The organism is Enterococcus gallinarum NBRC 100675, from assembly GCF_001544275.1.
GTDB lineage: Bacteria > Bacillota > Bacilli > Lactobacillales > Enterococcaceae > Enterococcus_D > Enterococcus_D gallinarum.
This window is the reverse complement of sequence record NZ_BCQE01000001.1, coordinates 43,075-61,517: the sequence shown is the minus strand read 5'-3', so window position 1 is coordinate 61,517 and position 18,443 is coordinate 43,075. Positions and strand designations below refer to the sequence as shown.

Genomic DNA, 18,443 nt, shown 5'->3' with positions numbered 1-18,443 from the left:
CACTTTAAAAAAGGCAAGCTCCTCGCATATTTGTTTGATTTGGAGTAAACTATACCTAATTGTCAGATAGGAAAGAGGAATAGAGATGAAAATTGTTATTGCTGGTGCTGGTGCCATGGGCAGCCGATTTGCCATTAAATTAAAAAGAGGCGGCAACGATGTAACGTTGATCGATGGTTGGCCAGCGCATATCGAAGCGATCCGTACCAATGGACTACAAGCAAATTTGGATGGAGAAGAAATCACAGAATCTTTCCCCATTTATCCACAGTCCGAAGTAACGGCGGATACGCCAGCGGATCTGATCATTGTTTTTACAAAAGCGATGCAATTAGACCAAATGATGCAAGACATTGCTTCACTAATCGGTGATCAAACAAGAGTACTTTGCTTACTTAATGGCATTGGACATGAAGATACAATTGAAAAATATGTCGCTACCGATAAAATTTTCTTAGGAAATACCCTATGGACAGCAGATTTGATTGGACCTGGACAAGTTCGATTGTTTGGGGAAGGATCGGTTGAACTGCAAAACATTGGTGAAGGCAAAGAAGCAGCGGCCAAAGAACTGGCTGAGGTACTAACTGCTTCTGGATTGAATGCGTCATACTCTGAAAATATTCGCTATTCAATCTATCGTAAAGCCTGTGTCAATGGTACATTGAATGGTTTATGTTCAATTTTGGATGTCAACATTGCACAGTTTGGAAATACAGCCACTGCACGACAAATGGTGCAAACCATTGTTGGAGAATTCGCAGCTGTTGCGGCTCATGAATCGGTAGAACTAGATGTTCCAGAAGTCGTTGCCCATATTGAAAAAACCTATGATCCTGCAGGTATTGGTTTACACTATCCTTCCATGTATCAAGATTTGATCAATAATCATCGTAAAACGGAGATCGATTACATCAACGGGGCTATTTCGCGTAAAGGTCGAAAATACAATGTTCCCACGCCTTATTGCGACTTCTTGACCCAATTGATCCATGCCAAAGAAGATGTGCTTGAAGCGAAGTAGTAGTAAAAATAAAAAACTATGATATAAGTCTAATAATAAAAGATCCGAATCATCTATGTAATGCCCTGGTAGTTTAGGAGAACATCGTCACACATTTTGGACGTTCAGGAGCAATCAAACATTTATGGTCCGGATCCTTTTTTTTGTTCATATCGTAGTGACTTTAATTCAATTGACGATAAAGAATTTTTCCTGCTATTGCTTATTACAAATTTTACTTGTGATTAATTAACTTTTTTTGAAAAGTGACGGTATTGAGTAGGAGTCATCTGCATTTTGTTTTGAAAGAGCTTGAATAAGGAGGGCGTACTCTTGTAACCTAAATTTTCAGCGATAGTATCAATAGTCATGGAAGATTCTCTAAGTAATCTTTGTGCTTCAATCAAACGTTTTTGGTCGATCATTTCTTGAAAAGTCGCGCCAGTTTTTGTCTTGAGCATATTACCTAAATAGTTTTGGTTATAACCAAACTCCGTGGCTAATTTTTTGAGAGTGATAGTTGTGTAATGATCGTTAATATATTTTAAGAGTGCAGCTAAATCATTTCTTTGAGAAGTTAACGACAGTTCATTCAAACTAGGAATTGCTGCTAATTCCAATAAACATGATCCTAAAAGGAGACTTAAGGAACGATGATAGAAGATTTCTTTGAGATAAAATTTGTGAATCATCAAGAATAAAAGCTGATTGATGATCGCGTGTTCTTTTAAATCAAAAACTAAAAAAGTATTATGAACACTATCCTTTTTAGCAGCATTCAAAAAGAAGTCCGTGACTGGATTACTTGAAGCGGGCAAGTGGTTCAAGAGCTCTGTTTGTAAAGTATGTTTGTCAATTAAAATATTGAGAATCAAATCATCTTTTCCTACATAATCAATTTGCTGAATCACTTCAGTGTCCATAATAATCAATTGCTGTTCAGTGAACCTCCATGCCTCCCCGTTTATTTTTTGCCGACAACATCCTCTTAGAAGGTAATTCATTTCAATGAAACTATGAGTATGAGCAGACGTATAAGAGTAGCGATGATGCTTATTGATATAAATAGATCCCTCTTCAAAAAAATCATTAACGGGTATTTTTGGAATTACTGATCCATGATAGTCTAAATTCATTTCATTAATATTCTTCCCAGTAGTTCTTTGCTGGGCTTCAATTCGATCTTCTATATCAAAAAGTTTAATCAAACTTTCCATCCGTCAATCACCTAATTTTTTTATATAGTTAGTTCTATATATAAGTTATTCCCAATAAATAGTCAATATTTACTTTGCTATTAAAGGGTTTGTCAGATCAAACAAATAGCCTTTCAAAAAAATTCAAATTTATGACCTGTGAATTTGATAGTAAAGACCTACATTTTTGAAATTGTACCATTTTGTGTAAGCGTTTAATATAACCCTATGAACAAGAAAGGATGTTTCAAATGGACACAAATGGAAAGCAGCAATCATTAGTGAAAAAGTATTCTCCTTTAGCAACTGCAGCCGGTGTAGGTTCTATGTTGGGTTCTGGATGTATCGTTGGTCTCTCGGCAACCATACCGGTTTGGCAAAAAGGGTTGAACTTATCTGCGGGACAAGTTGGATTAATCTCTGGTGCACTAACCTTTGCAATTGCGTTCGGCTCTTTGTTTGCAGGACAAATTACAAAAATCTTCGGCCTGATTCGAGCGTTCAACTGGATCAATTTGTTTTATGCTATTGGAGCAGCAATTTGTGTATTTTCAGGAAATTTTGTGGCTTTATTATTAGGAGTCATCGTCATGGGGATTGCATCTGGGGCGGATTTACCAATCAGTTTAACCGTTGTCTCTCATGATGCACCAGATGAAAAAACTTCTGCAAGTTTAGTATCTTCGACACAAATATTTTGGCAAATTGGTATTTTTATTTCCTATATTTGTTCTTTCTTACTTTCCGGAGTCAATGGAGTTTTGGGAGCGCGTATTGTTTTTGTTATTTTATTGGTCTTTTCAATCTTTGCGTGGGTTTGGCGGACAGTCTCAAAAAAATTTCGGATGTTCCACGAAGAAGGTGCAGCACGTCAGTCTGCGTTGAATCTGGTTAGCAATCAACAAAAAATTTCACTAAAAGAGATTTTTAGTGGGAACAATGCAAAAATTTATCGCAACTTTTTCTTCGCTATTTTAGTCTTTTATGTTTGTTGGAATTTGTTAGCGAATACATGGGGACAATTTCAGACATACGCTTTGACTAATGCTGGTGCTACACAAATGCAAGCAACAGGGCTAGGTATTGTGCTGAATATCATTTCTTTAGTGACTACGATTATCTTTGCTTCAGTAGCGGGTGGAAAGCATCGGAATAAAGCATTTTTTGTTGGCGCTTTTGTTCAATTCATGGCAATGGTTGGTATGGCAGTTATTGGCGGTAGTGCAGGATTCATCGCATTGGCGATAACGATTGCTTTTTATAATTTTGGAAATCCATTAGCAGGGGAAGCCATCTATAAAGTTTGGACTCAAGAATCATTTCCAACAGAATCTCGGGCATTCTTACAAGGCGTTATCAATGGTTTTTCACGGTTGTGTTGCGGATTGTTTGCCTTTGTCACACCATTTTTGGTATCGCCAAACAATATTCAATTTTCGATGTATGGCTTTGCGGCGATTGTTCTAGTAGCAGCTATTGCAGGAGCTGTCATGATGAAATTGCAAAAAGGAGCTAAAACGAGAGCAAACAGTCGAAGAGATTCTAATCTAGCTGATTTAGTAAAGTAGTTGATCGATAGAATATAAATGAGTAAACGAAAGGAACGGATAATAGTGATAACAAATGAACGGCCACGATGGATCTGGTATGCTGGCGATTTTGAAATACGTCAAGGACTTTTACAAAATTTTTCTAGAGAAGAACGAGGATACGATTGGCCAGCTTACTGGTATATTGATGACTGCCATAAAAATGTAAAATTTAAACGTGAATATGAATTACAAAGTCCCACGACATTTGTTGTATATGCAACAGGGATTGGCTTTGTAGAAGTGAATGAAGTGAAATATTCTTTTGAACAAGAGATTGTCTGTCAACCCGGTTTTAATAAGATTAGGGTGAATGTAGGGAATCCAAACGGTTTGCCAGCCATCTATATTGAAGGAGAAAGAATCAAGAGTGATGAAGGCTGGTATTGCAGTAACTTTGTTGAAGAAGCTCCAGTAGGATGGAGCAATCTTTATATGAATAAAGAGCAAGACCCTAATAAAGTCTATTATGAAATAGAAACTTGTTTCCCTGTTTCGAAGACGGCGGTTGCTGGCGGCACGTTGTTTGATTATGGACGGACGATTTTCGGTTCATTAATGATCGATAAATTGTTGTCGGAGATACCGATATCTATTTGCTATGGAGAATCAGAAGCAGAAGCATGTGATAGTCAAATGTGTTATTACAAACAGGAAAATGTAAGAAAAGAAACAAACATTCGCAAACGTGCTTTTCGTTATCTTTTCATTCCTAATATAGCACCAGAAGCAATTGATATTCGTGCGATGCATGAATATCTTCCCATACACAATCAAGCCACATTCAAATCAGATGACTCTGTGATGAATCGAATATGGGATATATCTATAGAAACCTTTACATTGTGCAGTGGGCTTTTCTTTATTGACGGAATCAAACGAGATCGCTGGATCTGGTCAGGGGATGCTTACCAAAGCTATTTTATCAACCAATACTTATTCTTTGATGAAGATATCAATAAGCGAACGATCATGGCATTGCGAGGTCAAAATGAAGTAAAACAGCATATGAATACAATTGTTGATTATTCCATTTTATGGATCATAGGGATTGAAAATCACTATATGATGTCTGGGGACAGCTCATTTCTTGCACAGATTTATTCGAAAATGGTGACTATGATGGACTATCTTGAAAAACAAACCAATGAGTTAGGATTTATTTATGGTCGCGAAAAGGACTGGATTTTTATTGATTGGTCTGAAATAGATAAGGAAGGGACATTGGCAGCGGAACAAGTCCTGTTATTGAAAGCATACAAAGCTATGACTGTTTGTGGCTCTATCTTGAATCGTGATATTGATCACTATGTGACAAGATATGAACAGTTGAAAGCTAATTTAATGAGTTATTTCTGGGATGAAGAAAAAGGGGCATTTATTGATTCTTATCTATCTGGAAAGAGAAATGTGACACGCCATGCCAATATTTTTGCGGTCTTATTCGACTTTGTAGATGAAACGAAAAAGCAACAAATTTTGAAAAATGTATTGCTTAATGATGAAGTCACTCAAATCACAACTCCTTACTTCAAATTCTTCGAACAAGATGCCCTTTGTAAACTGGGACAGACAAGTCAAGTACATGAGATTATTCTTGACTACTGGGGTGGAATGGTGGAACAAGAAGCGGTTACTTTCTGGGAGGAGTATATTCCTGGAGAAAGTGGAAATGCTATTTATGAAATGTATGGGGATCCTTTTGGGAAAAGTTTATGTCATGCATGGGGAGCCAGTCCTATCTACTTATTAGGACGTTATTTCGCAGGAATTCAACCTATTCGACCAGGTTATGAAACATTCTTAGTTGACCCTAAGCTCGATTCTTTTCATCAATTAACGTGTATATTCCCAGTTAAAGGTGGCTGGGTGAAGATTGAGAAGACAGATACGTGCTTAACAATTTGTACAAATCGAGACGGTGGGATCTTGCGGATAGATGGAAAAGAGCAGCCAATGTTTGCCAATCAACCTGTAAGTTATGAGGTTGTAAAAAAGGTCTAAGCTGGATTCATCAAAGAAAGGAAGAAAGCAATGAATAGTGATCGGTTAAAAGTGTCTGAAAAACTCGGATTTGCCTTAACAAATCTAGGGAATATTCCTATTATGACACTATTAAATACGTATTTGTTAATTTTCTATACGGATGTCATTGGTGTTAATCCAGCTTTGGTAGGAATGTTATTCCTTGTTTCGAGACTTTTAGATGGCGTTAGTGATCCACTTATTGGTTTTGTGATTGATCGTTTTCCAAGAACAAAGATAGGGAAATACAAACCTGTGTTGATTTTAGGAGTCATCATCTGTTGCTTAAACTATTTGCTTGTTTGGTTTTCGCCTCTCCTATTTCCAGCTCAAAAAATCATTGCTATTAGTATTTCTTACATCCTTCTAGGAATTAATTTTGATTTTATGGATATTCCTTTGAATAGTTTAATCCCCGTACTGACGCAAGAGGATGAAGGGCGTAATCAACTTTCATCAATCAAAGGGATTTCATATACGGTAGGTCCAGCTATCTTAAATGTAGCAGCACCTTTGGCAATCGCAGCTTTTGCAACGTCTTTGAAAGGATACTTTTATTGATTGTAGGGACGGTACTAGTTGTTCTATTTTTTACGATTGTAGGGACGTTGATGGTAAAGGAAAGAGGGACGGAAGCTGCCTATGTAACAAAGCCGGTAAAAGAAAAATATACAATGAAGGATGCGTTATCTGTATTCAAACTGCGTCCAGTTGTTTCATTGTTTCTAGCAATGCTATTCATTACAGCGGCAACGAACATCTTCAATGGTTCACTTCTATATTATCTTAGTTATATTATTAGCAACCCTAAATTATTGAGTGCAGCCAGTTTCTTAGGTATGCTGGGGGCATTGGCAGCAGGGCTTCTGGTTCCAAAATTATCGCAGCGATATGGAAAAAACATCTGTACATTACAGGTTTGGTATTGATTTCATTATGTATGCTGGGATTTCTGGTCATCAATCATCACTCAGCCGTTTTCGTTTTATGCTATTGCGGGGTGCAATTTGCATTAGGGTTGACGAATACACTGCAATACAGTATTTCGGCCGATAATGTTGATACGATAAGAAACGAATTAGACATAGAGGCGACAGCATTGATTGCTTCTCTCACTTCATTAATCATGAAATTTGCGATGGCTATAGGTGGTGCTGTTCCGGGATTTGTGTTAAGTTTTACCGGCTATGCAGCGAATCAGTCACAATCAAGCACTGCGGAAAAAGGGATTTTATTCGTGACTTTCGTTATCCCGCTGATTTTATATGTAGTGACGATCGCTGTGTTCAGCAGTGGTTTTAAAAGTAACAAAATTAAAAGTTTGCATGTGCAAAAACGAAAAACAATGAACTAAGAGCGAAGTAGCATTTTCATTAAAACGATCTTAAAGCGAGAAAAATCTATCTTGAAGATGGAAAGAAATAAATCCATTCTCCGGATAGATTTTTTCTGCTATTGTTATTCGACTAGCTATACGGATGCTTCGCAGGAAGAAGTTTTTGTTTACAGTATCCTCCCTCAACCTTCAGGCAAATCTGCCATGTATCTTTCGGTTCCTTGAAAGACGGCCAATTGTTCTACACCGAAGGAGCACAGCATCTGGCTCATTTCGGCAAATAACAAGCGATAATCACTGGACTTATGCGCATCTGAACCTAGTGTAAAGAGTTTGCCCCCCACACTTTGATAGAGCGGGATCGCATATTCGTAAAGTGATGCATTTTGATAAGGACCAAAGCTTTTGGCATTGACTTCAAAAGCTAGCTCGCGAGCGACGACTTTCTTGAAAATAACTGTCAGTTCTTTTTCGAAATGCTGTGCAAGTTCTTCTGCTGTAAAGTCGAAGCGCCGCAACCCGTAGTCAAAATGGGTCAGGATATGTCCGTCAGAAAAAGTATCTAAAACTGTGGCCATCTGATCAAAATAAGACTTGACGACGGTAAGTTTGTCTTTCTCCAATACGGCATCATCCATATAGTCAAAGGAACCGTTTTGATGGATGCTGACTAACTTCAGGTCATAAGGATGCTGATCCAGATAGTCGCGTATTTGTGTTTCTTGCCCAGGAACGACACCGATTTCGATCCCTTTCAAAAGTTTCGTTGCTGTTTGTTCCTGTAAAGTCTGATGGCATTGTTGAAGCTGTTCATAATCGGGAATATCATCGCGATAATTTGAATAAGGGTTCTTGAGATCAAAGTGGTCAGTCGCCACAAAAAATTCCGGTTGAAAAGCTAAATAATTTTCGAAGCGTTCTTCTGAATCAAAAGATAAAAAAGTATGCAAATGCTGATCGTAGTAATTCATAATAACCTCCTTTTTGTACAAGATACCATAAAAAGCGAGAAGCGACTATTTTTTCATAAAAAATCAGAAAAGCATTTCGTACAAAAATTCTTTGTTCTATAATGGATGAGAATGGAAGCAAAGGAGTAAATAGCAGTATGAGTATGTATCTTGAGATTCCGGAATTTGAAAGCGATTTTCGCTTTCGGACATTCCTTAATGATGGGCTGACGATCGTTTATCCCCATGTACATAAAGAAATCGAGCTGATTTATGCGAAACGAGGAAAAGTCAATATTGGGGTAGCTGATGAGATCATTGAGTTGGAAGAAGGCGAGCTGTACATTTTTGCCAGTGGCCAGCCCCACTATTTTTTGGCTTCTCCAGAGAGTGAGCGTTATGTGTATCAGTTTGATTTCGCACTGTTTGATGAAACCATTTTGCGAGAAAAAGAACTTTCTTTAAAAACACTTTTTGACGAGGGGGAACCCCACAGCAAGCATTGGCCAGTCAGTTTTACCGAAAAAATCACAGGATTGTTGATCGAACTCTACCAGTTAGAGGAAGAGCAAGTAGCTGGTAAACGCTATTTGACTATGGGTTTTTTGTATCAGTTGATCGGCGAATGTTATCAAGGGTTGCCGCCGCGTGCCAAAAAGATCGCTCCTTTAAAACGTTCTGCAGCTCAATACAAAGAAACGCTGCAACGTCTGGATGAAGTGTTTGAATATATTGAATCCCATTACCAAGATGTCTTAACGATGGAAGAAACAGCGAAGCATGTTGGATTCAGTCCCCATTACTTTACCCGCTTTTTTAAGACGAATACTGGAAAAACATTCATGCAGTTTCTGACGGAATACCGGATCAATCAAGCCAAATTCATTTTGGCAAACGAGAAACTTCCAATGGCAGAAGTAGCGGAAAAAGCCGGATTTGCCAGTGTCAAAACGTTCCATCACGTGTTCAAAGAGACCGTAGGACAATCCCCATTGCAGTATCAGAAACAATTAAATAATTGAATACTTGATGAAAGCTAGATCAACGAGCCAATCTTGTCAATCACTCGAACCCTTGAACAAGCGCAATTTTTAAGCGATTGTTCACTGTTTGTTTGGGTGCTTTTATTTGGTGTGAAGGAGTCTTTGATTCGTTTTAGTGAGAGTTCCATAAGATAAATTTCGGGAATTTTTTAAGAGGAAATTGGGAAGAACCTGTCAAATCCTTTCGCTATAATGAATGAGTAGAAAATAATAAGCGTTTTCAGGAGGAAAGAGATGACAGTAAGAATTGGAATCATTGGTTGCGGTGGGATTGCGAATGGCAAACACATGCCGGCATTATCACAAGTAAAAGAAGCGGAAATGGTCGCATTTTGTGATTTGATCGTCGAACGAGCAGTGGAAGCTAAAACAGCTTTCGGTACAGAAGATGCCCAGGTATTCAGCGACTACAAAGAAATGTTAGCAGAAGCTGAATTAGATGTTGTGCATGTTTGTACACCAAATGCTTCTCACGCGGAATTGTCCATCGCAGCATTAGAAGCAGATTGCCATGTAATGTGCGAAAAACCAATGGCAAAAACGACAGAAGAAGCAAAAGCAATGATCGATGCCGCTAATCGAACAGGCAAAAAATTAACGATCGGTTATCAAAATCGTTTTAGAAAAGATTCCCGCTACTTGCACGAGGTTTGTGCGGAAGGACAATTAGGCAATATCTATTTTGGGAAAGCCCATGCCATCCGTCGTCGTGCAGTACCAACTTGGGGTGTCTTTCTAGACGAAGAAGCTCAAGGCGGGGGACCATTGATCGACATCGGTACGCATGCTCTTGATTTAACATTGTGGATGATGAATAACTACCAACCTAAATTTGTTGTCGGAAAAGCTTACCATGAATTATCTCAGACAAAGAATGCGGCGAACGCTTGGGGGTCATGGGATCCAGAGAAGTTTTCAGTAGAAGACTCTGCTTTTGGATTTGTCGTGATGGAAAATGGCGCAACGATTTTCTTGGAAGCTAGCTGGGCGTTGAACAGTTTAGATGTCAAAGAAGCAAAAACAACATTGATGGGCAGCAAAGCTGGCGCGGATATGAATAATGGCTTAACAATCAATGGCGAAGACCATAGTTTGTTGTATGAAAAAAATATTGAGTTGGAAACTGGTGGTGTCGACTTCTATGAAGGGGACGGCGAAACGCCTGAAATCTTGGAAGCACAATCTTGGATCAACGCCATCATCAATGACACAGAACCTGTGGTCAAGCCGGAAGAGGCAATGGTAGTTACTGAGATTTTAGAAGCAATCTACAAATCCTCAGCAACTGGCGAACCGGTCTACTTGTAAAAGCAGTCGCTAAAAAGGAGCAAAGCATGAAACCAAAAATCGGACTACAGTTATGGAGCATCCAAGAAGCGTGTAAAGAAGACTTGTTCCAAGCACTTGAAAGTGTCAAAAAAAGCGGGTATGACGGAGTCGAATTCGCGGGTTACTACGGTTATTCCGCAACAGAGGTCGCAAACGCGCTAAAAGAATACGACTTGGGAGTTGCTGCTTCTCATCTACCCTTTGAAACATTGCGGGATCATTTTGAAGCAACACTGGCCTATGAAAAAGCGATCGGGAATCACCGACTCGTGGTTCCATATGCTTCATTTGAGACATTCGCAGAATGGCAACAGTTTGCCCGAGAGTTTGCAGAAGTTGCTAAGAAAGCAGCTGCTCAGGGCTTTGAATGCTACTATCACAATCATGCCCATGAATTTACCGAGATTCCTAATAAATCAATGATTGAAGAATTGTTAGCTGAAAATCCAGCACTTAAATTAGAAGCAGATCTTTATTGGATCGCTTATTCCGGCACTGATGTTTTCACTTGGTTGAAAGAACATCAAGAGTCCGTTGGTCTTTTGCATATCAAAGATATGCAGGAAGAACCAAAAGAAAGCACAGAAATCAATAATGGCATTTTACCTATCAAGGACTATGTCACAGTTGCGCAACAATTCCAATTGCCTTGGTTGATCGTGGAACAAGAAGCGTTCCAAAAATACGCACCTTTAGAAGCGACGGCCATCGATTATTTGCAATTAAAAGCTATCGTTGAGGAGGTTTACCAATGATCCATGTCACTGTTTGGAATGAATTTAGACACGAAAAAACAGATGAAACCGTTCAGGCAATGTATCCCGAAGGAATCCACGGACAAATCGCTGCCTTTTTGCAAGCAGATGATTTTCAAGTTCGCACAGCAACCTTGGATGAACCAGAACACGGATTAACAAACGAAGTATTAGCTGATACCGATGTGCTCGTTTGGTGGGGGCATATGGCCCATGATGAAGTACAAGACGAAATCGTTCAGCGCGTTCAACAACGGGTGTTAGAAGGAATGGGTCTGATTGTCCTCCATTCTGGTCACTTCTCAAAAGTCTTCAAGAAATTGATGGGCACTTCCTGTGACTTGAAATGGCGCGTGGATGATCAGCATTGTCGAATTTGGAATATCAACCCGAGTCATCCAATCGTAGAAGGTGTCGGCGAATTTATTGAACTTGAGAAAGAAGAAATGTATGGGGAACACTTTGACATCCCAACTCCAGACGAATTGATCTTTGTTAGCTGGTTCCCAGGAGGCGAAGTCTTCCGCAGCGGCTGCACCTTCCGTCGTGGCAATGGCAAGATCTTTTATTTCCAACCTGGGCATGAGACGTTTCCGAGTTATTACAACGAAAAAGTACAAAAAGTTATCAAAAACGCGGCACGTTGGTGCGCACCAACAGAAAATACGTACCCAACGTACGGCCATTATCAAGCCAATGAGGAGGTAGGCAAATGAAATTAGGAGTATTTACGCCATTATTCAATCATTTAACGTTTGAAGAAATGATCACAGAAGTTGCAGAAAAAGGATTGCAGACAGTTGAGATCGGTACAGGAGGTTCTCCAGGCAATGCCCACTTGGATATCGATAAGTTGCTTGCTAGTGAAGCAGACCGGAAAGAATATTTAGCTAAATTAGCCGACAAAGGACTAGAAATCTCGGCGTTAAGCTGTCACAACAATCCCATTTCGCCTTTAAAAAATGAAGCGCAGGAAGCAGATGAATTATTACGCAAAACGATCAAGCTGGCCAGTTTGATGAATGTCCCTGTCGTCAATGGATTCTCTGGTGTTTCGGGAGGAAATGCAACAGACACGCAAGTCAACTGGCCTGTTCTGCCATGGCCAACGGAATACGATGATAATTACAACTATCAATGGGAGCAAAAGCTGATCCCTTATTGGAAAGAAATCAATACCGAGGCAGAAGCTGCTGGTGTAAAAATCGGTATTGAGCTGCATGGCGGATTCTTGGCTCATACGCCTTATACGATGTTAAAACTTCGCGACGCTGCAGGTAAAGCAATTGGTTGTAACCTTGATCCAAGCCATTTGTGGTGGCAAGGGATCGATCCAGTGGCAGCAGTCAAGATTTTAGGTGAAGCAGATGCGATTCATCATTTTCATGCCAAAGATACGTATCTTGATCAAGATAATATCAACATGCATGGGTTGACAGACATGCAGCCATACAGCAATGTCAAAACAAGAGCTTGGACTTTCCGCTCTGTTGGCTGCGGGCACAGCTTGCAAGTTTGGTCGGACATCATTTCCGCATTGCGGATCTATGGGTATGATTATGTCTTGAGTATCGAGCATGAAGATCCAATCATGTCTGTTGATGAAGGATTGAACCGAGCAATCACTAATTTGAAATCGATTATGATCAAAGAAGAACCATCCGCAATGTGGTGGGTGTAACGAGGAGTATAGAAAATGAGTGCAATCAATTTTGTTGTCATCGGTTATGGCGGTATGGGTGCTTACCATGTGCACAACATCCTGCCGAATGAAAATGAACGGATCCATATTGTGGGAACCTATGATATTTCGGAAGAAAGACAAGCTATTTCACAAGAAAAAGGGCATAAAATCTATAAAAGTTATGAAGAAGTCTTAGCAGATGAAACCATTGAAGCAGTGCTGATCGCAACGCCGAATGATTTGCATAAGGATTTGTCGATCGCAGCCCTCAGAGCGGGTAAGCATGTTGTATGTGAGAAACCTGTTGCTTTAAACACTGCTGAACTAGACGAAATCGTTGCTGTGGCCAAAGAAACAGGCAATACATTTATGGTCCATCAAAACCGTCGCTGGGATCCAGACTTTCTGATCGTTCGCGATTTATATCGTAATAGGCAGATCGGTGATCTTTTCCAAATCGAATCACGGGTCCAAGGTGCAAATGGCATCCCAGGTGATTGGCGCCATGTGAAAAAACAAGGAGGCGGCATGGTATTAGACTGGGGCGTTCACTTGTTGGATCAAATACTTTGGTTAGTGGACAGTCCAGTGAAAGATGTGAAAGCTGACTTAAGCTATATTCTGGGAGAAGAAGTCGACGATGGATTCTTTGCTTTGATCACATTTGAAAATGGTGTCAAAGCAATCGTGGAAGTTGGGACCTCCAATTACACCCAATTGCCTCGCTGGTACATTAAGGGAATTGAAGGAACTGCTACGATCCAAGATTGGGCGTTGAATGGTAAGATGGTTCGGGCAACTGGCCGCGAAGATGTTGCCGCACCTAAACCTGTCCAAGCAGGTGTTGGATTAACGAAAACAATGGCACCGCCATCTGAATTGGCTGCAGAATCAATCCCATTTCCAGAAGCGAAAGCCGATTTTGATCCTTTCTACAAGAATTTTTATCATGTAGTCCGTCACGGTGCTGAACCAATTGTCAAAAATGAAGAAGTTCGCAACGTCATGGAATTGATCGAACGAATCTTTGCCGTAGCCAGCGCAAAATAAGAGCAATCAAGACACAGAAAAACGAATCCCGCCATAGCAAATGATCCCTGTTAAATCTTGCAGTCAAAGGAGAGTTAACAGAGATCATCAAGTGATGCAGGTGATTGTTTGCCTGTGTCTTTTTTTATTCCGAAATATAAAAATTGAAAAGCAGATCCTGCGGGTAATTGCCCCAACGATCGCCAAAAATAGTTAGACCGCCAGCGTTTTCTGCGGTTGCCGGTGCTGCAATTTTGAATGTAAAGAAATCACTGTGATCCAAATCGATCTCGCTTAAGTTATGGTCGGTCAGCTTTTCTCCGTCGATCGAAGTATCAAAACGGTTGATCCGCAGATGTTTCAACAAGCCGTATTGACTGAACTCATCGATCCACCATTGAGGGGTCAATGCCCCCCGTACATCTGAAAAGTTTCCTGGAACAGTATAGGTTCCTAAACAGACATCGTTGATATAGAAAGAAATATCACTCGGCCAATAATTATTGGAAATAGGGAATTCAGAAGCAATCTCCATGCTGATTTCCAGCATTTCGATTTTTTCCCCATTTTTTAGCGGTTTCGGAATTTTGTACTCTAAGAATCCATTGTTTAACCAGATAATACTGGCATCTACTCGTTCTTGTGCCAAAAAGGATTTAGGATCATCCAATGCGCCGATCAGGCGATCTTTTGTAGCCATTCCACAAGAAGCTTCGGCTCTAAAATCAGTGAAGTGACCAATTTTCACAGGTAATGAAGTCAAATTCATTTCTGGAAATACTTTTTCGGGGAAGTTGATGTTGATGAAATCAGTCTTTAAAGCTAGAAACTTCTTTTTCCAATCTTTTCCCGTTCCTTTTTCTAATCTGATCAATTGTGCCTGCTCTAATTTTTTGATGTGCTTGGTCATGAGTGCGTTGCTGATTGCCAGTTTTTCCCCAATCTCACTGATGCTTTTTCTTTCCCCGCCTAACTCTCTCAAAATTGCCAAACGCGTCTCATTGGCTAAAGCTTCATAAACCGGTAAAGAGGTTTTCTCTAAATTTAATTCCATTCTATTCACCTCGTTATACTTTTTTGTTAATTGATTGCGCAGGTTTATTATAACATAACTTGATGATTTTACACTATAGTTAAACGATATAAATATTTTATTTTAGTTGTTAAATAGCTGTTGATAGCGCTTTATTTTGATGTTAATTTAACGGTGTAAACAGTTTGGTTTTTATTGTTGTTGAAAAAAGTAAAGTGAGTTGGAATATCGTTTTACAAATAAGTTAAATAATAGGAGCGTGGAAAAATGAAATTTAGTAAAGCAGCTATAGTAGTAGGGGCGACGTTGCTGTGTGGCATCGTATTGTCAGCATGTGGAAGTGGCGGCGGCAACTCAAGCAAGAGTTCTGAAATTTTGTTATGGTCATCCACAACTGGACCAGATGGGGAGAAAATCAAAAAGACGATTGACGAATACAATGCGACGGATCCGGATTTCAAAGTGAAATTAGTGAGTATGCAAGGGGATACCTTCACCTCAAAACTAACTACAGCAGGTAAATCGGGGAAAGGTGTACCAGATTTGGCTTTAGTCGCTTCAGAAGCACTTCCCACCTATAAGAACCAAGAGATGCTGGATTCTTGGGATGACATGATCAAAGGTACAGAGCTAGATCGCAGCAATTATGTTGAAGCAGCTTGGGATACCGGCACTCTTGAGGACAGCCAGTATGGGATTCCTGCCACCATGGGGTCGTGGGTCATGTATTACAACAAAGATCTGGTAGACAAATACATTCCTGGAGCATTAGATGATGGCATCGTGACCTATGAAGAAATCAATCAGGCAGGTGAAAAAGCAAAAGCAGATGGCGTTTATAGCTTTGGTTATACCTGGGGGATGCAGAATTATTCCAATCTATATCAGCAAATGGGCGGGCAATGGCAAGATCAAGATGGCAAGATCAATATCGATAATGAGTATTCGTATAACACGGTACAGGAGTTCAAAAATTTGTATGATGCGGGCTACATGGTGCCAGACGGGGAAGATGCCAATAAACTTTTTGCGAATCAACAGCTGATCTTCTTGCCAGAAGGAACGTGGATGTTGAGCAATATGGAAGAAATCAGTGACTTTGAGTGGGGAGAAACCTTTACACCGCAATGGGATGCGGAAAATATCGTTCAAGGATCGGGAGTTGATCAGTTTGCGATGTTTAAGACAAAAGAAGAACGGTCTGATGAAAAGAAAGAGGGAATGGTGGATTTCTTGACTTGGTTGCAGGCAAACCAGTTAGAATGGGTGAAATCTGGCGCCAATCCAACTTCACTAGCGATGCTTGACAATGAGGAATATGTCAAGATGCCGCAATCTTTCTTGTTGAAAACAGAAAAAGGACAGGCGGCGATCTCTGTGAATGCAGTCGATGGATTGTCTTACATTTTTGATGAATACGACAATCGTTCTTGGGACATGATCACTGGAAAAGCCGATATTAAAGATACCTTTGGTGAAATCCAAAAAGTCGTGGAAGAGAAAATGAAATAGTCGCAGGGTCTGTGACAAAAGCTGAAGGCAAAGAAGATAGTGCTCAGACATGTCGAGAAGGCACATACCAAAAGAGGACTCATATAAGATTTCTCAAAGAGTGGCCTTTTGATCTGGTTAGCTTGGCAACTTACACGAAAGAGCATCTTCCATGCAGAAGTGGTTTTTGTCACAGTCTTTTTCTAGTCGATTTTATCAAGGCATGAAAGGATGCGTAATGTATGAGTAGCAAAAAAAAGCTCAGTGGTTGGCCCGTTTTGTTTATCGGTCCCCACATGATTCTTTTTATTTTATTCTTTTTGGTTCCTGCTGTAATTGGTGTTTATGTTTCCTTTACCGAATGGGATCTTTTTAGTTCACCGATTTTTATTGGTTTAGACAATTTTAAGACGATTCTATTTGATCAAGACTCGCTGTATCATACGCAATTTTTCAATGGGATGAAAAACACGCTATTCTTTGCAGTGATATCAGTACCTCTGTGTATCGCGATTCCATTGCTATTAGCTGTGGCATTGTCCGCAAAGCCAAAGATGATGCGCTTTTTTCAATCGGTTCTTTACTTGCCGACATTGTTTGCCATCTCTGCTGTAATGATCATTTGGGGGTTTCTGTTAAGTAAATCCTTTGGCCCGATCAAAGAAGTTTTTGGGATAGATATCAATTTTGTCGGGACACAACCATGGGCCTGGATCGCGATTTTGATCGTAACGATTTGGTGGACATTAGGAGGAAATTTGATCATTTATGTAGCTGCGTTGAACGGTGTGCCCAGGGAACAAATGGAGGCAGCCGAGCTTGACGGAGCCAGCAGTGTAGTGAAGTTTTTCCGGATTTCGTTGCCGAGTATTCGGAATCAGCTGATTTTTACAACAGTCATGACGACTATTGCTCAATTCAATATTTATGGACAGCCATTGATGCTGACCGGGGGTGGTCCGAACAATTCGACGAGAGTACTCATGATGTATATTCAAGAGAATGCTTTTGGCAGTAGTACGTCCGTTGCCGGTATGTCATCGGCGATGGCGATTTTACTAGGGATCGTTATCATGATCGTTTCGGTCTTTCAATTTATCATGATCAAAAAATTAGAGAGGTAAGGGGACAGCCATGCGAGAAAATAAAGTAGGAAAAAGAGTCGCATTTATCGTATTAGCTATTGTTTGTATTGTCTGGATTTTTCCTCTGATATGGGCTATTTTTACCTCTTTCAAATCAGATGCTGAGATTCAAAAAGTTGGCTTTAGCCTGATTCCTAAAGAGTGGACTTTCGCAAACTTTTTAGGGTTGTTGCAGGGGAATGATTCATCGCCAGTCTTTCGCTGGTTTTTGAATTCGATGATCATTTCAACAGCCCACATATTGTTGGTGATGGTGATCGTTTCTTTTGCGGCTTATGGCTATACACGGCTGACGTTTAAAGGTCGAGACTTGATTTTTGCATTATTGCTGGGAACGATGATGTTTCCTGGTGTCGTCAATTTGATCCCCAATTTCAAAATCGTGGATACATTAGGCTGGACCAACACGTTTCTAGCCGTGATCGTTCTTGGCGCAGCAGGTGTCTATAACATTTTTCTAGTTCGTCAGTTTATCTTAGGGATTCCTAAAGAATTGGATGAGTCGGCTGTAATCGATGGGGCCAATGAATTTCAGATTTTTTATCATATTATTCTGCCACTGATCAAGCCGGTTTTAACCGTCGTTGCGTTATTTAGTTTTACTGGTTAGTGGAACGACTTCTTGTGGCCTTCTATCGTTATGAGCGATATTGATAAACTGCCTATCACGCCGGGACTTCAGTTGCTGCAAGGGCAATATATGACGTATCCGGGAGTAGGAGCTGCAGGAGCTCTTTTAGCATTGATCCCGACATTCCTTTTATATTTAGTGGCGCAAAAGAGTTTCATGGAATCAATGTCATTGCAAAGTGGTATAAAATAAATTGTTTTTTGG

The 18,443-nt window shown here is 40.0% G+C and carries 15 protein-coding genes and 2 pseudogenes; 14 read left to right on the top strand and 3 right to left on the bottom strand.

Annotated features, from left to right (window positions below; genetic code table 11):
- The first annotated feature begins 85 nt into the window (after nt 1–85).
- Nucleotides 86–1,024, top strand: a complete 939-nt coding sequence (locus tag EG2_RS00270) for a 2-dehydropantoate 2-reductase (protein WP_003128712.1) — start codon at nt 86–88, stop codon at nt 1,022–1,024.
- Between the two features lie 224 nt (nt 1,025–1,248).
- Here the strand turns inward: EG2_RS00270 and EG2_RS00265 are convergent, their stop codons facing one another.
- On the bottom strand, nt 1,249–2,220 hold the full coding sequence (locus tag EG2_RS00265) for an AraC family transcriptional regulator (RefSeq protein WP_041119841.1): 972 nt from the start codon (nt 2,218–2,220) through the stop codon (nt 1,249–1,251).
- A gap of 230 nt (nt 2,221–2,450) precedes the next feature.
- On the opposite strand from EG2_RS00265, the gene EG2_RS00260 reads away from it, so the two are divergent.
- From EG2_RS00260 to EG2_RS19940, 4 genes and pseudogenes are all read left to right on the top strand, one after another.
- Complete coding sequence (locus EG2_RS00260; RefSeq protein ID WP_060813022.1) at nt 2,451–3,767, top strand: MFS transporter; 1,317 nt, start codon at nt 2,451–2,453, stop codon at nt 3,765–3,767.
- 48 nt (nt 3,768–3,815) lie between these two features.
- Nucleotides 3,816–5,792, top strand: a complete 1,977-nt coding sequence (locus tag EG2_RS00255) for an alpha-L-rhamnosidase-related protein (protein ID WP_172461436.1) — start codon at nt 3,816–3,818, stop codon at nt 5,790–5,792.
- Nucleotides 5,793–5,822: 30 nt separating this feature from the next.
- Entirely contained in the window at nt 5,823–6,374 is a 552-nt protein-coding gene (locus tag EG2_RS19455; RefSeq protein WP_255210063.1) for an MFS transporter, read from the top strand.
- 50 nt (nt 6,375–6,424) lie between these two features.
- Nucleotides 6,425–7,167, top strand: a pseudogene (locus EG2_RS19940) (MFS transporter).
- A 164-nt stretch (nt 7,168–7,331) separates the two neighbouring features.
- Here EG2_RS19940 and EG2_RS00240 read toward each other — a convergent pair.
- The gene (locus tag EG2_RS00240) at nt 7,332–8,120 is read right to left on the bottom strand and encodes a PHP domain-containing protein (RefSeq protein WP_003128717.1); all 789 of its coding nucleotides are present in this window, start codon (nt 8,118–8,120) and stop codon (nt 7,332–7,334) included.
- Nucleotides 8,121–8,257: 137 nt separating this feature from the next.
- Between EG2_RS00240 and EG2_RS00235 the strand changes: the two genes are divergently transcribed.
- The 6 genes from EG2_RS00235 (at nt 8,258) to EG2_RS00210 (ending at nt 13,960) form a co-directional block, all read left to right on the top strand.
- Complete coding sequence (locus tag EG2_RS00235) at nt 8,258–9,121, top strand: helix-turn-helix transcriptional regulator (protein ID WP_003128718.1); 864 nt, start codon at nt 8,258–8,260, stop codon at nt 9,119–9,121.
- A 255-nt stretch (nt 9,122–9,376) separates the two neighbouring features.
- On the top strand, nt 9,377–10,450 hold the full coding sequence (locus EG2_RS00230) for a Gfo/Idh/MocA family protein (RefSeq protein ID WP_003128720.1): 1,074 nt from the start codon (nt 9,377–9,379) through the stop codon (nt 10,448–10,450).
- Nucleotides 10,451–10,476: 26 nt separating this feature from the next.
- On the top strand, nt 10,477–11,226 hold the full coding sequence (locus tag EG2_RS00225) for a sugar phosphate isomerase/epimerase family protein (protein WP_060813021.1): 750 nt from the start codon (nt 10,477–10,479) through the stop codon (nt 11,224–11,226).
- Nucleotides 11,223–11,942: a ThuA domain-containing protein gene (locus EG2_RS00220; protein ID WP_003128724.1), complete on the top strand. Its 720-nt coding sequence runs from the start codon at nt 11,223–11,225 to the stop codon at nt 11,940–11,942. The genes EG2_RS00225 and EG2_RS00220 overlap by 4 nt, the downstream gene beginning before the upstream one ends.
- A complete protein-coding gene (locus tag EG2_RS00215) occupies nt 11,939–12,907 on the top strand; it encodes a sugar phosphate isomerase/epimerase family protein (protein ID WP_003128726.1) in 969 nt (322 codons plus the stop codon). Before EG2_RS00220 ends, EG2_RS00215 begins: the two co-directional genes overlap by 4 nt.
- A gap of 15 nt (nt 12,908–12,922) precedes the next feature.
- The gene (locus EG2_RS00210) at nt 12,923–13,960 is read left to right on the top strand and encodes a Gfo/Idh/MocA family protein (protein WP_003128728.1); all 1,038 of its coding nucleotides are present in this window, start codon (nt 12,923–12,925) and stop codon (nt 13,958–13,960) included.
- 124 nt (nt 13,961–14,084) lie between these two features.
- Here EG2_RS00210 and EG2_RS00205 read toward each other — a convergent pair whose 3' ends face one another.
- Nucleotides 14,085–14,993 (bottom strand): ArsR/SmtB family transcription factor, encoded by a 909-nt coding sequence (locus EG2_RS00205; RefSeq protein WP_003128730.1) that lies wholly within the window; start codon nt 14,991–14,993, stop codon nt 14,085–14,087.
- A 246-nt stretch (nt 14,994–15,239) separates the two neighbouring features.
- Between EG2_RS00205 and EG2_RS00200 the strand changes: the two genes are divergently transcribed.
- From EG2_RS00200 to EG2_RS00190, 3 genes and pseudogenes are all read left to right on the top strand, one after another.
- A complete protein-coding gene (locus EG2_RS00200; protein WP_005472664.1) occupies nt 15,240–16,484 on the top strand; it encodes an extracellular solute-binding protein in 1,245 nt (414 codons plus the stop codon).
- A gap of 221 nt (nt 16,485–16,705) precedes the next feature.
- On the top strand, nt 16,706–17,587 hold the full coding sequence (locus tag EG2_RS00195) for a carbohydrate ABC transporter permease (RefSeq protein ID WP_003128733.1): 882 nt from the start codon (nt 16,706–16,708) through the stop codon (nt 17,585–17,587).
- A gap of 10 nt (nt 17,588–17,597) precedes the next feature.
- Nucleotides 17,598–18,431: pseudogene (locus EG2_RS00190) on the top strand (carbohydrate ABC transporter permease).
- The last annotated feature ends 12 nt before the right edge of the window (nt 18,432–18,443 follow it).

Excerpts from the sequence above, each read along its gene's own strand:
- EG2_RS00270 (WP_003128712.1), top strand. The coding sequence starts at position 86 with ATGAAAATTGTTATTGCTGGTGCTGGTGCCATGGGCAGCCGATTTGCC.
- EG2_RS00265 (WP_041119841.1), bottom strand. The coding sequence starts at position 2,220 with ATGGAAAGTTTGATTAAACTTTTTGATATAGAAGATCGAATTGAAGCC.
- EG2_RS00260 (WP_060813022.1), top strand. The coding sequence starts at position 2,451 with ATGGACACAAATGGAAAGCAGCAATCATTAGTGAAAAAGTATTCTCCT.
- EG2_RS19455 (WP_255210063.1), top strand. The coding sequence starts at position 5,823 with ATGAATAGTGATCGGTTAAAAGTGTCTGAAAAACTCGGATTTGCCTTA.
- EG2_RS00240 (WP_003128717.1), bottom strand. The coding sequence starts at position 8,120 with ATGAATTACTACGATCAGCATTTGCATACTTTTTTATCTTTTGATTCA.
- EG2_RS00235 (WP_003128718.1), top strand. The coding sequence starts at position 8,258 with ATGAGTATGTATCTTGAGATTCCGGAATTTGAAAGCGATTTTCGCTTT.
- EG2_RS00230 (WP_003128720.1), top strand. The coding sequence starts at position 9,377 with ATGACAGTAAGAATTGGAATCATTGGTTGCGGTGGGATTGCGAATGGC.
- EG2_RS00225 (WP_060813021.1), top strand. The coding sequence starts at position 10,477 with ATGAAACCAAAAATCGGACTACAGTTATGGAGCATCCAAGAAGCGTGT.
- EG2_RS00220 (WP_003128724.1), top strand. The coding sequence starts at position 11,223 with ATGATCCATGTCACTGTTTGGAATGAATTTAGACACGAAAAAACAGAT.
- EG2_RS00215 (WP_003128726.1), top strand. The coding sequence starts at position 11,939 with ATGAAATTAGGAGTATTTACGCCATTATTCAATCATTTAACGTTTGAA.
- EG2_RS00210 (WP_003128728.1), top strand. The coding sequence starts at position 12,923 with ATGAGTGCAATCAATTTTGTTGTCATCGGTTATGGCGGTATGGGTGCT.
- EG2_RS00205 (WP_003128730.1), bottom strand. The coding sequence starts at position 14,993 with ATGGAATTAAATTTAGAGAAAACCTCTTTACCGGTTTATGAAGCTTTA.
- EG2_RS00200 (WP_005472664.1), top strand. The coding sequence starts at position 15,240 with ATGAAATTTAGTAAAGCAGCTATAGTAGTAGGGGCGACGTTGCTGTGT.
- EG2_RS00195 (WP_003128733.1), top strand. The coding sequence starts at position 16,706 with ATGAGTAGCAAAAAAAAGCTCAGTGGTTGGCCCGTTTTGTTTATCGGT.